General features: G+C 72.7%; 19 protein-coding genes and 1 tRNA gene. 16 read left to right on the forward strand and 4 right to left on the reverse strand.

Annotation, left to right across the window (positions count from 1 at the left end; genetic code table 11):
• Nucleotides 1-92: 92 nt before the first annotated feature.
• Nucleotides 93-440 (forward strand): hypothetical protein, encoded by a 348-nt coding sequence (locus tag CPH93_RS15920; RefSeq protein ID WP_096213239.1) that lies wholly within the window; start codon nucleotides 93-95, stop codon nucleotides 438-440.
• 200 nt (nucleotides 441-640) lie between these two features.
• The gene (locus CPH93_RS15925; RefSeq protein WP_096213240.1) at nucleotides 641-1,696 is read left to right on the forward strand and encodes an NAD(P)-dependent alcohol dehydrogenase; all 1,056 of its coding nucleotides are present in this window, start codon (nucleotides 641-643) and stop codon (nucleotides 1,694-1,696) included.
• Between the two features lie 101 nt (nucleotides 1,697-1,797).
• On the opposite strand, the gene CPH93_RS15930 is transcribed toward CPH93_RS15925, so the two are convergent.
• Entirely contained in the window at nucleotides 1,798-3,969 is a 2,172-nt protein-coding gene (locus CPH93_RS15930; protein ID WP_096213241.1) for an MMPL family transporter, read from the reverse strand.
• A gap of 257 nt (nucleotides 3,970-4,226) precedes the next feature.
• Between CPH93_RS15930 and CPH93_RS15935 the strand changes: the two genes are divergently transcribed.
• From CPH93_RS15935 to CPH93_RS15970, 8 genes are all read left to right on the forward strand, one after another.
• Nucleotides 4,227-4,625: an ArsR/SmtB family transcription factor gene (locus CPH93_RS15935; protein ID WP_096213242.1), complete on the forward strand. Its 399-nt coding sequence runs from the start codon at nucleotides 4,227-4,229 to the stop codon at nucleotides 4,623-4,625.
• Nucleotides 4,622-4,858, forward strand: a complete 237-nt coding sequence (locus CPH93_RS15940; RefSeq protein ID WP_006604249.1) for a hypothetical protein — start codon at nucleotides 4,622-4,624, stop codon at nucleotides 4,856-4,858. The genes CPH93_RS15935 and CPH93_RS15940 overlap by 4 nt, the downstream gene beginning before the upstream one ends.
• Before the next feature lie 133 nt (nucleotides 4,859-4,991).
• The gene (locus CPH93_RS15945; RefSeq protein ID WP_159395007.1) at nucleotides 4,992-5,510 is read left to right on the forward strand and encodes an LPXTG cell wall anchor domain-containing protein; all 519 of its coding nucleotides are present in this window, start codon (nucleotides 4,992-4,994) and stop codon (nucleotides 5,508-5,510) included.
• Between the two features lie 34 nt (nucleotides 5,511-5,544).
• Nucleotides 5,545-6,246 carry an RNA polymerase sigma factor gene (locus CPH93_RS15950; protein ID WP_093484304.1) on the forward strand — a complete coding sequence of 234 codons (702 nt, stop codon included), beginning with the start codon at nucleotides 5,545-5,547 and terminating at the stop codon, nucleotides 6,244-6,246.
• On the forward strand, nucleotides 6,243-6,920 hold the full coding sequence (locus CPH93_RS15955) for a hypothetical protein (protein ID WP_096213244.1): 678 nt from the start codon (nucleotides 6,243-6,245) through the stop codon (nucleotides 6,918-6,920). The genes CPH93_RS15950 and CPH93_RS15955 overlap by 4 nt, the downstream gene beginning before the upstream one ends.
• Before the next feature lie 158 nt (nucleotides 6,921-7,078).
• Nucleotides 7,079-7,678 (forward strand): DUF4232 domain-containing protein, encoded by a 600-nt coding sequence (locus CPH93_RS15960; RefSeq protein WP_093484302.1) that lies wholly within the window; start codon nucleotides 7,079-7,081, stop codon nucleotides 7,676-7,678.
• A 181-nt stretch (nucleotides 7,679-7,859) separates the two neighbouring features.
• Nucleotides 7,860-8,156, forward strand: coding sequence for a type II toxin-antitoxin system VapB family antitoxin (locus CPH93_RS15965; RefSeq protein ID WP_006604254.1), 297 nt, complete (start codon nucleotides 7,860-7,862; stop codon nucleotides 8,154-8,156).
• A gap of 180 nt (nucleotides 8,157-8,336) precedes the next feature.
• Nucleotides 8,337-8,963 carry a LytR C-terminal domain-containing protein gene (locus CPH93_RS15970; protein ID WP_173909987.1) on the forward strand — a complete coding sequence of 209 codons (627 nt, stop codon included), beginning with the start codon at nucleotides 8,337-8,339 and terminating at the stop codon, nucleotides 8,961-8,963.
• A gap of 78 nt (nucleotides 8,964-9,041) precedes the next feature.
• Here CPH93_RS15970 and upp read toward each other — a convergent pair whose 3' ends face one another.
• Entirely contained in the window at nucleotides 9,042-9,677 is a 636-nt protein-coding gene (gene upp, locus CPH93_RS15975) for a uracil phosphoribosyltransferase (RefSeq protein ID WP_093484300.1), read from the reverse strand.
• Between the two features lie 169 nt (nucleotides 9,678-9,846).
• On the opposite strand from upp, the gene CPH93_RS15980 reads away from it, so the two are divergent.
• The 4 genes from CPH93_RS15980 (at nucleotide 9,847) to CPH93_RS15995 (ending at nucleotide 11,545) form a co-directional block, all read left to right on the forward strand.
• Nucleotides 9,847-10,071, forward strand: a complete 225-nt coding sequence (locus CPH93_RS15980; protein ID WP_093484299.1) for a hypothetical protein — start codon at nucleotides 9,847-9,849, stop codon at nucleotides 10,069-10,071.
• 190 nt (nucleotides 10,072-10,261) lie between these two features.
• A complete protein-coding gene (locus tag CPH93_RS15985) occupies nucleotides 10,262-10,810 on the forward strand; it encodes a tRNA adenosine deaminase-associated protein (RefSeq protein ID WP_093484298.1) in 549 nt (182 codons plus the stop codon).
• Between the two features lie 68 nt (nucleotides 10,811-10,878).
• Entirely contained in the window at nucleotides 10,879-11,379 is a 501-nt protein-coding gene (gene tadA, locus CPH93_RS15990; RefSeq protein WP_093484297.1) for a tRNA adenosine(34) deaminase TadA, read from the forward strand.
• Nucleotides 11,380-11,458: 79 nt separating this feature from the next.
• Nucleotides 11,459-11,545: transfer RNA gene (locus CPH93_RS15995), tRNA-Ser, on the forward strand.
• 116 nt (nucleotides 11,546-11,661) lie between these two features.
• Here the strand turns inward: CPH93_RS15995 and CPH93_RS16000 are convergent.
• Together CPH93_RS16000 and CPH93_RS16005 are read right to left on the reverse strand one after the other, a co-directional pair.
• Nucleotides 11,662-12,144 (reverse strand): hypothetical protein, encoded by a 483-nt coding sequence (locus tag CPH93_RS16000; protein ID WP_096213245.1) that lies wholly within the window; start codon nucleotides 12,142-12,144, stop codon nucleotides 11,662-11,664.
• A gap of 27 nt (nucleotides 12,145-12,171) precedes the next feature.
• Nucleotides 12,172-12,951, reverse strand: coding sequence for a DUF2127 domain-containing protein (locus tag CPH93_RS16005; RefSeq protein ID WP_093484291.1), 780 nt, complete (start codon nucleotides 12,949-12,951; stop codon nucleotides 12,172-12,174).
• A gap of 709 nt (nucleotides 12,952-13,660) precedes the next feature.
• Between CPH93_RS16005 and CPH93_RS36170 the strand changes: the two genes are divergently transcribed.
• The gene (locus CPH93_RS36170; protein ID WP_006604262.1) at nucleotides 13,661-13,825 is read left to right on the forward strand and encodes a hypothetical protein; all 165 of its coding nucleotides are present in this window, start codon (nucleotides 13,661-13,663) and stop codon (nucleotides 13,823-13,825) included.
• Nucleotides 13,826-13,967: 142 nt separating this feature from the next.
• The gene (locus CPH93_RS16010; RefSeq protein ID WP_093484290.1) at nucleotides 13,968-14,261 is read left to right on the forward strand and encodes a Dabb family protein; all 294 of its coding nucleotides are present in this window, start codon (nucleotides 13,968-13,970) and stop codon (nucleotides 14,259-14,261) included.
• The last annotated feature ends 122 nt before the right edge of the window (nucleotides 14,262-14,383 follow it).

Here is a 14,383-nt window from a genome sequence, read left to right on the forward strand (position 1 = left end):
CGCCGGAACTCCTTCGTGTGACAACGGACATCACGGGTCGTATGGCTGGGCACCACACATTCCGCATGGAAACGGAATGAAAGGACCCTCGCATGCGTCTTCTTCACACCGCCGCCACCGCCGTCAGCGCGCTCGCCCTGGCGCTGGCCCTGCCGGCCTCCCCCGCCGGCGCGTCCACCGGCCCCTTCACCTACGTGTACAACGACGAGGGTGGCACCCCGCACGTGAGCCTGCTGTCCGATCCGCCGGGCCGGGCGTGCCTGAACCTCCCCGAGGTGAACGAACCGACTGCCCAGCCCGCGCACTCCCCGAAGAACTACACCTCGTCCGTCGCCACCGTCTTCACCGGCCCGGACTGCACCGGTGATTACTACACGCTCCGGGCCAACGGCGGCCGCGCCTCGGAGCTGCTGAAGCTCCGCTCGGTGGTCTTCTCCTGAGCCGATGCCGGCAGCCGGAGCGCTCCGGCCGGCCGCGGCCCCGGTTCGGCGTGGTGGATGATCGCCCGCCGGCCGGGGCCGCCCGACGGCCGCTGGGCGACCAGCCGGGCCGCTGGGTGGTTCTGGCAGTAATAGGCACGCCATGCATAGGTTGAAGGGGGCACTGGTTACGGCCGTCGGGCCGACGCAAGCTCGATGGCATGACCCACACCTCTGTCTCCGCGTACGCCGCACCCGCCCCGAAGGCACCACTGGAGCGGATCACGATTCCGCGCCGCGAGCTGGGTGCCCACGACATCCTGATCGACATCAAGTACGCCGGAATCTGCCACTCCGACATCCACACCGTGCGCGCCGAGTGGGGCGACGGCGGGAACTTCCCGATCGTCCCCGGCCATGAGATCGCCGGTGTGGTCGCCGAGGTCGGCTCCGGGGTCACCCACTACAAGAAGGGCGACCGGGTCGGCGTCGGCTGCTTCGTCGACTCCTGCCGCGAGTGCGAGAACTGCCGCGCCGGGCTGCAGCAGTACTGCACCGGCGAGCTCGGCAACGTCGGCACGTACAACGCGACCGGCCGGGACGGCGAGCCCACCTACGGCGGCTACTCCACCCACCTGGTGGTCGACGAGAACTACACACTGCGCATACCCGAGAGCATTCCGCTGGACGCCGCCGCCCCGCTGCTGTGCGCCGGGATCACCCTCTACTCCCCGCTCGCCCACTGGCAGGCCGGCCCCGGCAAGAAGGTCGCGGTCGTCGGTCTGGGCGGCCTCGGCCACATGGGCGTGAAGATCGCGCATGCGATGGGCGCGGAGGTCACCGTGCTGAGCCAGTCGCTGCGCAAGAAGGACGACGGGCTGCGGCTGGGCGCCGACCACTACTACGCGACGTCCGACCCGGCCACCTTCGAGCAGCTGGCGGGCACCTTCGACCTGATCGTCAACACCGTCTCGGCCAACCTGGACCTGAACGCCTACCTCGGGCTGCTGCGCACCGACGGCACCCTGGTCCAGGTCGGCGCCCCGGAGAGCCCGCTGCCGGTCGCGCCGTTCGCGCTGATCCCGCAGCGCAAGTCGCTCGCCGGATCGATGATCGGCGGCATCCCGGAGACCCAGGAGATGCTCGACTTCTGCGGTGAGCACGGGCTGACCGCCGACATCGAGGTGATCGGCGCGGACCGGATCAACGAGGCGTACGAGCGGGTGCTGGCGAGCGATGTCCGCTACCGCTTCGTGATCGACGCGTCCACGATCTGAGCCCCGTTTCGCCCCACGTACGACCCCGCCCGGGGCGGCCTGCGCGCCGCCCCGGGCGGGGTTTTCTCCGGGCAGCCCGTTCCGGCGGGGGCGCCCGCAGGTCACCCGGCGGAAGCTGCCTGCTGCGCCCGCCGCATCGTCCGGGACGGCCACCAGCTCGCCCGCCCCAGCAGGATCAGCGCCGACGGCAGGATCACCACGCGGATGACGAAGGCGTCCAGCAGCACGGCCACCGCGAGGCTGAAGCCGATCTGCTTCATCTCGGCGAGATGCAAGAACATGAAGGCCGCGAAGACCGTCACCATGACCACGGCCGCGCTGGTGACGACCTTGGCGGAGGCGCCGACCCCGTCCAGCACCGCCTCCCGGGGCGGCCTGCCCAGCAGGGCCGCCTCCCGTATCCGGCTGACGACGAAGACCTGGTAGTCCATCGACAGCCCGAAGAGGATCACGAACAGGAACAGCGGTACGCGCGAGCCGATGGCGCTGGTCGCGGACGTATCGAAGCCGAACACCGTGCTGGCCAGGCCGTGTTGGAAGAAGACCACGACCAGGCCGAAGGCGGCCGCCGCGGAGAGCAGGTTCAGCGCGACGCCGAGCAGTCCGATGACCACGGAGCGGAAGACCAGGGTCGTCATGAGGAAGGTCAGCAGCAGCAGCGCCCCGACGACCAGGGGCAGCTTCTCGTCCTGGTGGGCGAGGTAATCGGTGTCGTGCGCCACGTCCCCGCTGACCGCGAACTCCGCCCCGGGCACCGTGCCGACGGTGCCCGGCAGATAGTCGTGACGGAGGCGGGCGAGCGAGTCGGCGGCGTCCGGCGAGCTGACCTTGTACGGCGTCGACAGCTCCAGGGTCGTGGTGCGGCGGTCCCGGGAGGTGTGCAGGGGCGGTGTGCCGTCCTTGGCGTAGAGCCGGTCGGACTGCGTGCGCCTGGTCAACTCCCGTAGCGCGGACGCTACTTCGGGGGCGTGCTCGGCGTCGGCACGGACCACGATCTGATGCTGGACGCGCAGCGCGGGAAAGGCCGTGGTGAGCCGGTCGTAGGTCTGCAGGGCGGGGATCTCGCGGGAGTGACTGTCCTTGTTGAGGACGCGCAGCTGCATCCCCAGCGCGGGTGCCGCGAGCCCCAGCATGAGCAGGACGGACAGGCACAGGGTGACGGCCGGGTGCGCGCTCGCCGGGCGCAGCAGGGTGTGCCAGAGACGGCCGGCCCCGGCCGTACGGTCCTGCCGCACGGGCCGGACCCTGCCCCGTTCCGCGCAGCGGGCCGCCCGGCGTCCGGCGCGCCGGGCGATCGTGACCAGCAGGGCGGGCAGGGCGGTCAACGAGCTGAGGACCGCGGCCAGTACGACGATGACGGTGCTGGTCGCGAGCGAGGAGAAGACCACGTCGGTGGCCAGGTAGAGGGTGGCCGTGGAGACGACGACCGCGAGACCGGAGACGACGATCGCCCGGCCGGCGGTGGCGGCGGCCAACTCCACCAGGGCCTCGGGGCCGAGCCGGCCGCCCGCGCGGGCCCGTTCCTCGCGTTCGCGCTTGAGGTAGAAGAGCGTGTAGTCGACGCCGACGGCCATGCCGATCAGCAGGATCACGTTGTTGCCCACCCCCGCGTCCGGCTGGAGGTGGGAGACCACCATCGACAGGCCCATGGCGGCCGCGATCGAGGTCAGCGCGAGCAGCAGCGGCACCAGCGCCATCAGCGCGGATCCGAAGACCACCAGCAGCGTCAGCAGCGTGACGGGCAGCGCGATCGCCTCGGAGAGCGCCAGGTCCTGGCCGCGCTGGGCGTTGACGCCGACGGTCACCGACGGGCTGCCGGTCTCGGCCACCCGCAACTGCGGATGGCTGCGCTGGACCGCCGCCGTCCGGGCGGCGAGCGGGGCGACATGGTCCTTGGCGTCCGCCTCCGCCCCCTTCATGGTCACCGAAACCCGCAGGGATCCGCCGTCGGCCGAACGGACCGGTGCCGCCACCCGCGCCACCTCGGGCAGCTTCCGCATCCCGGCGGTGACCTCGGCCGCGGCCGCCTGTGCGGCGGCCGGGTCCAGCGGGCCGGACCGGGCGGAGATCAGGACGTGTTCCACCGGCTCATGGCCCAGATGGGCCTCGGCCGCCAGGGTTTCGGCGCGGCCCGCCTCACCGACGCGGTAGTCCTCGGCGGTGGCGTTGTGGGTGCCCATCGCGAGGCCCACCCCCAGGCACAGCACCACGCACCCGAGCCAGCCGGCCAGCGCGCGCCACGGGTGCCGCGCGCTCCAGGCCGCCACCCGCACCGTTGACGGCCGTCTTCTCTCCCGCGGCGGATGCTCCACCGGCCGCCCCCGTCGCACCGTCACGTCCACGTGCCCCACTCCTTCGGCATTGCGTCGCGTTCCCCACCGGTACGCATGTCAGTGGAGAATTACAGGTGTCGCTGTGAACCGTCAACCGTAAGATGGTGGGCGCCGGAGGGCGGCGGGCGTGTGTGACGGTCCGTCGCGCCATGCGAAAACCTCCGCCGACAGCGTCCGGAACAGCGAGAGGGTGGGCCATGAACAGCGAGGAGCTGCTGGCCCTGCTGTCCGCCGTGGGCCATGCGCAGCGCCTGCGGGTGATCGGCGAGCTGGCCGACGGCCGGCTCTACGTCAGCGAACTGGCCCGCCGGCTGGAGATGTCCCGGCCGCTGCTCTACATGCACCTGGACCGCCTGGAGAAGGCCGGTCTGGTGGCCGGCCGGCTGGAGCTGTCCGAGGACGGCAAGGCGCTGAAGTACTTCGAACTCACGCCGTTCGAGCTGAAGCTGAACGTGGCCACCGTCCTCGCCGCCCTCCAGGAGGACCGGACCGCGGCGCCGCCGGAGGCCGCCGGGGACGGGGAGGGGGACGGGGTCGGCGCAGCCGAGCCACCGGCCAAGAAGAAGCCGAACACCACCAGGGGGACCCGCACATGAACGGCAGCACCATCATCCCGATCGCCATCCTGGTGATCATCTTTGCCTCGGTCACCACGATCGTGGCCTCGTACTTCAAGCTGCAGCGGCATCGTGCGGACGCCGCGGCGCTGGCCGAGTACCGCAAGCTCGCGGAACGGGTCACCGAGCAGCAGGGGGAGATGAGCGCTCAACTGGCGGAGCTGGGCGAGCGGGTCAAGGCCGTGGAGAAGCTGCTGCAGAGCGTGGGCTGACACAGCGGCGGGCGGGCCCGGCGGCCGCACGGAAGTTTTTCCGCACCTCCGGCAACCCCCGCCCCGGCCGCACGTCGTGACGGGTGAGGGCGCCATCGGGCGCCACCCGCCGACGAACGTGGAGCAGCCGACCGTGAAGCCCACCCGTACCTCCCGCACCACCGCCGGTTCCCGGCCGTACGCCGTCCGCCCCCTGTCACGCGGTGCGGCCGGCGCCGGGCTGCTCGCGGCGCTCGCGCTGGCCACGCTGTCGGCGGCCGGAACCGCGCACGCCGACGACCGCGCACCGAAGCCGCAGCACTCGCCCACCGGCCAGGCCTCCTCGCCGCCCGCCCCGCGGCCGACCGAGAGCAGTGCGACGCCCGGGCCGTCCACCAGCGAGGCCCCCACCGCCCCGCCCAGCGGCACTCCCACCGCCCCGCCCAGCAGCTCCCCCACCGCCCCGCCGAGCGCCTCCCCCCGCCCGAGCGCCACCACGGCCCACCCCGGCACACCCGCCGCCTCCGCCCCCGCCAAGGGACGCGGCAGCGACCGGGAACTCGCGCACACCGGGGCCTCGTCCACGGCCGCCATGGCGCTCGGCGGCAGTGCCGCCGCCCTGATCGCCGCGGGCGGCGGCACCGTCTATGCGGTCCGTCGCCGGCGCGGCTGAACCCCGCGCCCGACCGCTGCGTCCCGAGGAAGCGATGGAGTACTCCGCCGGTCCGCACGCCCCGGTACGGTTCGCCGTGCCGGGGCTCCGGCCTGCCCTGTGGCGGTGGCTGCTGCGCACCGCCCGCCCCGCGGCCGCCCACCGCGAAACCCCGCGCCCCGGCCGCCCGGCCGGGTATCCGGCGGACGGCCAACTGCCCGGCGGCAGCGCCCGGCTGCCGGACGGCGGGGCCGGCGCGCCGCCCGACCCACCGCCGACGATCAGCGAGCTGTACCACGCGCACCGGCTGAACATGGTCCGGCTGGCCGTGCTGCTCGTGGACGACCGGGCCACCGCGGAGGACGTCGTCCAGGACGCGTTCGCCGCGCTCTACAAGCGGCACGGCGAACAGCTCGGCGAGGTCGACAACGCCCTCGCCTATCTGCGCACCGCGGTCGTCAACGCCGCCCGCTCGGTGCTGCGTCGGCGCCGCACCGCGCGCGGCTACACCCCGCCGTACGAGGCGGACGCACCGTCCGCCGAGGAGCGCATCGTGCTGGACGAGGAGCACCGGGAGGTGTTCGCCGCGCTGAGCGGGCTGACCGCCCGCCGCCGGGAGGTGCTCGTCCTGCGCTACTGGGGCGATCTGACCGAGGCGCAGATCGCGACGACGCTGGGCATCAGCCGCGGCTCGGTGAAGTCCCTCGCCAGCCGCGCCCTGGACTCGCTGGAGAAGATCTTGGAGGCGCGGTCATGAACGGCCCCGGCACGGGTACCGGCCGCACCGGCGGCCCGCCCGGCGAGAACGGCGGCGCGGGCGGCGACGGCGGCAGGCTCCCCGGCCGTACGGGCGGCGGCCCCGGCGGTACGGGCCCCGACGACACGGGTCCGCACCGCCCCGTGGAGGAGCGGCTGCGCCGGGCCCTCGCGGCCCGCGCCGAGAGCATCGGCGTCCGGGACCTGCAACCGGCCGCACCCCCCGGCCCGCACCTGCGCCGCGGCCGGCTGTCCGGCCTGCGGCGGCCCTGGCTGCGCCGGTTCGGGCTGCCACTGGCCGCGGCCGCCGCGGCCGCCGCCGTCGCGGTGGGCTACCTGATGACCGCCCCCGGCGGCCCGCCGGACCGGCCGCTGCCCGCAAGGCCGCCGAGCCCCGTCGGCCCCGCCCCGTCCCCCACGTACACCGACTCCGCTCCCGGGCCCTCCCCGAGCGGCTCGTCGGCGGTACCGCCCCACGGCACCGGCCGCTCCACTGCGCCACCCCCGGGCACCGCAGGCCCGCCCCGTTCGCGCACCTCCTCGGCCCCGCCGACCCAGCAGCCGGGCGAGGGCCACACCGGCACCACCGCGCCGCCCCCGTCGGCCACCCCCAGCCCGTCGAGAAGCAGTACCTCGGCACCACCGGCATCCCCCTCAACTCAGGCCGTACATTGAGAGATTGATGCCCCTTCCATCGATCCGGCCCCCGCCCCGTTGTCGGACCGCGACAGTCCGCGGCCCGCCGGGGCCGGCCTGCGTTAGCCACGCGTTAGCGGATCGCCAGCACCCGCGCCGAAGGTCGTGTTCACGCCACCGTCCCGGGGGAGCTCCCTATGCCCTTCACCGCCACCCTCAGCCGGGCCGTCGTCGCGGGTCTCCTCGTCGCCGCCGCGCTGGCCCTGGCCACGGCCTGCCGCGGCTACGACGGCCGGGCCGACGGCCCCGTCACCGCCGTCTCGCCGCCCCCTTCGGGAGACGGCCGGAATCCTCGCCCCGCGCCCGGCAGTCAGGCCGCCTGCGCCCCGGACATGCTCAGATTCCACGCCGGCCCGCTGCCGCGACGGGACGGCCGGATGCTGCTGACCGTCACCAACATCTCCAACCGGACCTGCGACTTCGCCACCATGCGCTACCCCCTGCTGCGGTTCGGCGACGGCCGGCAGGCCCCCCTCCGGCCGATCGGTGCCAGCCGGCCGCTCACCCCGGTCTTCCTGAAGCCCGACGCCACCGCCTACGCCACGGTCGTCACCGGCGCCGGCGGACGGGGCGGCACCGGCCACCGCCACCACCGCATCTCCCAGTTCGGCGTCGCCCTCGCCGCCCGCGCGACCCCCATCCAGGTCGGCCTGGACGGCGCCCCGGTCCGCGTCGACCCGCACACCGCCACGGTCACGTACTGGCAGCCGAGCCTGGCGGCCGCCCGTAAGTGGTGACGTACGGGCCGGCGCGGGCCCGGAAGCCGCCGCACCGCGTGACGCCGTAGGCCGTTCGGGTCACTTCCGGCCATATCCTCCGGACCACGGCTCCCCAATGATCCAAATTTGCCACCAATGATCCTTTTACACTGCTGCGGCTTGGCTGCGCCCGGTGCCGCTCGCCCGGTAGGCTTTCCGTGTGATCTTCAAGCGCATCGGAAACGGTCGGCCGTACCCGGACCACGGCCGGGAGAGCACCCGCCAGTGGGCGGACGTCGCCCCGCGCCCGGTACGCCTCGACCAGTTGGTGACGACCAAGCAGCAGCTCGATCTCGAAACGCTGCTCGCCGAGGACTCGACGTTCTACGGCGACCTCTTCGCGCACGTCGTGAAGTGGGAGGGCGACCTCTATCTGGAGGACGGGCTGCACCGCGCGGTACGCGCGGCCCTGCAGCAGCGCCAGGTGCTGCACGCCCGCGTGCTCGAACTCGACTGACGCGCCGCGGCCGCCCCGCCCAACAGGCCGAAACCCCCTCTTACCGCCCGGCGGCACCCAACTCACCCTGTCCGTATTGACCCTTTTGGGTTGGGTCTCGCGCCACGCGTTGATCATCTAGTAGGCACGGACCGCCGCCCGCACTACGCTGCGCCCATGAGCATGCTGACGCCCCCGGGCATGGGCGGGAAGTACCGCATCACGGGCGACAGGTATCCGCGGATGCGCCGCCCCCGCCACCGTCGCCGGATCGCCCTCACCATCGTCGCCTCGGCCTGCGCCCTCGGCCTGGCCACCTGGGGCACCCTGCAGCTCATCGACGTGTTCGGCGGCCGGTCCAACACCGCCCATGCCGCCCAGGGCGAGCGGCACTGCCCCGACAGCGCCAAGGCGGAAGGGGCTCAGGCCAGGAACGCGGCCCGCAAGCTGCCCGCCCCCGGCACCCTCACCGTCAATGTCTTCAACGCCACCCCGCGCTCCGGGCTCGCCAAGCGCACCGCCGACGAGCTCGAAAAGCGCGGCTTCAAGATCGGCAAGGTGGGCAACGCCCCCGCCGCCTACGACAAGAAGGTCAAGGGCGCCGGGATACTGCTCGGCCCCGCGGCGGCGTCCGACGGACCGATGAAGGTGCTGTCCACCCAGCTCGCCGGCGCACAGCGGAAGACCGACGCCCGCAAGGGCGCCGACCTCGACCTGATCATCGGCGACACCTTCAAGGCACTGACCGCCCAGAAGGACGCCGCGAAGTCCCTGGCTCTGCTGAGCCGTCCGTCGCCGGCGGCCACCAAGGACGACGCCAAGTGCTGACCGCATGCGGACGGACCCTGCACCATGCGTGGTGCAGGGCACGGACAGTGATCGGGTGAGAAGGGGGGCGCGGTCCGCTCAGCCGGCCGTGCCGTACATGCGGTCACCCGCGTCGCCGAGGCCCGGCACGATGTAGCGGGCCTCGTTGAGCCGCTCGTCGACCGCCGCGGTGACCACCGTCACCGGCGTGCCGGCCAACTCCTTCTCCATGACCTCCACGCCCTCCGGCGCGGCCAGCAGGCAGATCGCGGTGACATCGTCCGCGCCGCGCTTGATCAGCTCGCGTATCGCCGCGACCAGCGTGCCGCCCGTGGCGAGCATCGGGTCGACGACGTACACCTGACGGCCCGAGAGATCGTCGGGCATCCGCGTGGCGTAGGTCTGCGCCTCGTACGTCTCCTCGTTGCGGACCATGCCCATGAAGCCGACCTCGGCGGTGGGCAGCAGCCGGACCATGCCGTCCAGCATGCCCAGACCGGCCCGCAGGATCGGTACGACCAGGGGGCGCGGGTGCGACAGCCGCACACCGGTGGTCGCCGTCACCGGGGTCTCGATGTCGACCCGCTCGGTGCGCACATCACGGGTGGCCTCGTAGGCGAGCAGGGTGACCAGCTCGTCGGCGAGCCGCCGGAACGTGGGGGAGTCGGTGCGCTTGTCGCGCAGTGTGGTGAGTTTGTGCGCCACCAGCGGGTGGTCGACGACGTGGATCCGCATGCCCTCGACAGTAACCGAGCCGGAAGGCCCCGGCGCCCGCCCTGCAGTGCCCGGCCGACCGGCGCAACCGGCGCACGCGGCGGGCATCAAACCACCGAAAGGAGGGAAAGGGGGCACGTACGCCCGATTGGCTGTTCTGCCGGAGGGCGAGGATTCCGCCCGAGGTGGTGTGCGCGTGCTCGACCGCAATCGGACCGACGACTCGAACGACGCCGTCCCCGGCGGCCAGGACCTGGCCGCGGACGACGGGACGGAAGCGGCACGCCGACGGCGCCGTGCCCAATTTCTGCGGGAACTGCACGAGGCCAAGGAGCTGCGCAACCGCGTCCAGCCACGCCGCGCCCGGGCCGAACGCATGCGCCAGGCCATGCGGATGCGTACATTCCGCTGGTAGCGGAACACCCCCGCGCCCCCGTCTGCGCTGCGGCACGTGAGCGACATCTCTCACAACCTCCGCACGACGCAGCACCGAAGACCCCGCGCGGCGGCGTTGTTTCTGCCACGATTCCGAAAGGGGCGGGACCAACGGCGTGCAGCGCCGCCCCGCCCGGCCCGGCACGCCTATGACCAGTGGGAGAGTCACGGTGTACTTCGCCGCACTGCTCGCGCGCACCGAAGACGGGTGGGAAGCGAGCGATACGGAGCTCGACGATGTGGAGACGCTGACCGATCTGGCCGATCTGGCCCGAGAGGCAGCGGTCGACGACGACACGGTGGTGGCCTTCATCGAGCAGGAGGACGCCTGGTTCGGCGTCATCCGGGTGGACGGTGAGGACGACCCACGGGTCTTTCTCTCCAACGCCGCCGCCGCCGCCAAAAGCTCGTACGGCGCAATGCTGACCGACGAGCTGCTCGGCCGCGAGGAGGACGATGCGGCCGACGACCTCGACAGCCTCGACCTGGACGGCACGGAGGACGGCGAACCCGACCCCGACCCCGACGACAACGTGGACGACGACACCCTGGAGGCGGTGAACGGCTCGGACGGCCCGCCGCGCGGTCCGCTCGGCGACGCCGCCCTGCTGGCCGACCTGGGCGTCAGCGAAAAGGAGCTGCTGGCCCTCGACACCGATGCGCTGGGCACCATCGCCGACTCGCTGGGCTGCACGGAGGTCCTCGAAGCCGTGCGCTGAGCGGCCCGGCCGGGCCCCCGCCCCCAAGGGTGGGTCCGGCCCCCGGTCACGTCCCCGACACTGGGGACATGACCGTCCCCCCTTCCGCCTCTCTTCCCTCCCCCGCGCCCGACCCGCTGCGCGATCCGTGGATCGCACCGATGCGGCAGGCGCTGGACGAGGCCGCCCGCGCCCCCGGGACCGGTGATGTCCCGGTGGGCGCCGTCGTGCTGTCCGCCGACGGCACGGTCCTCGGCACCGGCCACAACGCACGCGAGGCCACCGGCGACCCGACGGCCCACGCGGAGATCCTCGCGCTGCGCGCGGCGGCGAGCAGTGTCGGGGAGTGGCGGCTGACCGATTGCACGCTGGTCGTCACCCTCGAACCGTGCACGATGTGCGCGGGCGCGCTGGTGCTCTCCCGGGTCGACCGGGTCGTCTACGGCGCCCGCGACGCCAAGGCGGGCGCGGCCGGCTCCCTGTGGGACGTGGTCCGTGACCGCCGTCTCAACCATCGCCCCGAGGTCATCACCGGGGTCCTCGAAGCCGAGTGCGCGGAGCTGCTCACCGCCTTCTTCCGAGAGCGCTGACCGGCGCCGCGATCCCTCGGCGGCCCCTCCCCGGAATCCGATTTCGGCGCACGGCCACCCGTGGGCTAAGCTCTCTCTCGGTAGCGTGTCCGAGCGGCCGAAGGAGCGCGCCTCGAAAGCGCGTGAGGGGGCAACTCCTCCGTGGGTTCAAATCCCACCGCTACCGCTCAAGGGCAAAGGCCCCGATTCACAACGGATCGGGGCCTTTGTCGTGTCCGGGAGCCGGCCGCCCCGGGCCGCCCGACGGCTGAGCGCGTCGCGGCGGCCGGGGCCGGAGCGCCCTTAGTCGTTACGCCGGTTGCGGCCCGCGCGGCGGAAGAAGCGCACGATCAGCCAGATCACCAGGATCACGACGACGAGGAAGAGGATGAAGAGCACGACCAGGAAGATGCCGAGCTTCTTGAAGAAGCCGCCCTTCTTCTTGGCCTTCGACTTCCACTTCGACTTCTTGGCCTTGAAGACCGACTTCTTGACCTTGAAGGCCGACGTGAGCTGAGTGGCGTGCCCGTGGGAGGCGGCGGAGTGCGCGGGCGCGGCCGCGGCCCGTACCGAGGCGCCGTGACCCGGGGCGCTCGCGGTGGCCACCACCCGTGCGGTGTCCGGTGCGGCGCGGCCCGCCGCCGCTGCCGGGGCGATGGCCGCGGCCAGCAGGCCGGCCAGCAGCGCCAGGACGACGGCCGGCCGCCGCCGCAGCGTGCGCGAGAGGCCGGGCCGGGCGTTCGCGCGGGACGAATCGGGCCGGGACGGTGCGGAGTTCATGGACATGGTGTGGTTCCCCCTAGGGTCGAGCGTTCAGCCATTATGGGCGGCGGCAGGCACTCCGGCCGAGGTCTCGACCTCCAGCAGGGAGGCGCTGTGCCGCTCCGCTTCGAAGGCCGCGCGGCCGCCGCGCAGCCCGAACAGCCGCTTGGTGACCGCGATGTAGAGCACGGCGAGGATGTTGATCACCAGCGTGGCGATCTTGAGCCAGCTGACCTTCTCGGTCAGCTCATAGATCTCCAGCGGCAGGAAGGCGGCCGTCGCGACCACCGTCAGATACTCCGCCCACCGCTTGGCGCGCCACAGGCCGACGCCCTCGATGATCTCCACCAGGGCGTAGGCCAGCAGCAGCGCGGCCACCAGCAGCAGGGTGGAGTGCTGGTAGCCGAAGGTCTTCTGGATGGTGCCGACGACCGGCGAGTGGTCCAGGTCGTAGTGGAAGTGCCGGGCCACCGGGCGGAGCACGGCGATGTACTCGTCGAAGAACCGGCGGACCGCGTCCTTCTGGTTGCTGAACTGCCATACGCCGACCGCGGCCAGCACGATGAACACCCCGCGCACCGCCCGCTCGACCGCCAGGAACCGCAGGATGAACAGATCACGCAGGACCTTGCCGCGCGGGACCAGCGGGGCGTCGGCGGCCGGACCGGAGCCGTGCGGGTCACCTAGGACGAAGTCGCCGCAGCGCAGACAGCGCCAGGCCTCGCCGAGGGCGGTGGCGGCGTGCAGCCTCTCCCGGAGGTGCTCCTCGTGCGGGAGGTAGGTGATGTGCCCGCGCCGCGCGCAGGTACGCCGGTCCCAGTCGATCTTCATCGTTGGAGCCCGTGTTCCTTTCTGGTCCCACGCGGCCCCACGCCGCGGCGCGGCGCGCTGCCGCGCTCCGTTGTGTCGCGTACATGATGCATGCCGGCCCGTCCGGACCCGGCGAGGCGGAGCGCCCGGGGACATCCGAGTCGTACGGGGTGAAGGACGCGGGGGCGCTTCCGCTTGGTTGCGGCCACGGGAGACGAGCAGGTCACACCGGCCGCGTACGAGGACGGCACACCGCCGCCGGCCGCCGGGCGCACACGACGGAGCCCCGCCTCGGGGGTGTCCAGAGCCCCCGGTGGTCTCCGGGGGCGGCTCCGAGGCGGGGCCGGGATAGGGCGGGGGAAGCGGCGTCGACAGACGACCGCTCCCCCCGATGCGGACGAACCCCCAAGTCCGCGCCGCCGTCCGGGGACGGTCGGCGTGGACCCCGCAGTGAGGTCCCTCCCGGCCCCCCGGATTCCTGCCAGATCCAGCGGGCCACGCTCCCCATGGTGCCGCCGCGTACCGCCTCAACAGGCAGGCAAAGGGCCCCCTTTGGTGGGTCTTTGGTCCATAAAATCAGGATCAGTGACAGATGCCGGGGCGGCGGGGCGGACCGGTGCCCGCCCCGCCGGCCCGGCTCCCGCGATCGAACACGTGTGGTTACACTCGCCCGACTGCAGACGGGAACTGCAGGCACTGCCGTAAGGGACTGCGTAGGGGAGTCGGGCTGATGGCGCAGGCCAAGAAGATCGCGTTGTACATCGTCATCGTCTTCGTGCTGTACACGATCATCACCTCCCCCAAGCGGGCCGCCGACCTGGTCCAGATAGGCTTCGAGGGCATCTCGTCCGCCGCTCAGGGCGTGGGCGAGTTCATGACCCAGCTGATCAGCTAGGGCGGAGACGCTCTAGGGGACGGCCGATCCGACCGGCGGCGCCGGAGCCGCCCGAGGGGTCGACCCGCGATCGGCCGGCGCCCGCCCCGGCCCAGCCGGCCGACCCGGTCCGGCTGCGCCTCGCCCGCCCTCGGAGGCCTCTGTGATCCGCCACCTGGTCCTGTTCAAGCTCAATGACGGCGTCTCCCGCGACGAGGAGCGCGTACAGGCCGGTGCGCGGGCGTTCGCGGCACTGGAGGGCGAGATTCCGGAGCTGACGTCCTGGGAGTGCGGCTGGAACATCACCGACCGCCCGATCGCCTACGACTTCGCGATCAACTCGGCCGTGGCCGACACGGACGCCCTCAAGCGCTACCTTGAGCATCCGGCCCATCAGGCGGCCGCCGCGCAGTGGCGTGAATTCGCCACCTGGGTGATCGCCGACTACGAATTCTGAGCCGCGGCGCCCCCGCCTCCGGCACCGCCGAGCCCCTCGCCCCTCACGGGCGGGGGGCTTCGCCGTACCCACGGGCCCCTACCGCCACCCACCGGCCCCCCGAACGCCCCGCACCCACCCCA

The sequence above is a fragment of the Streptomyces sp. 2323.1 genome, from assembly GCF_900221035.1.
Classification (GTDB): Bacteria; Actinomycetota; Actinomycetes; order Streptomycetales; family Streptomycetaceae; genus Streptomyces; species Streptomyces sioyaensis.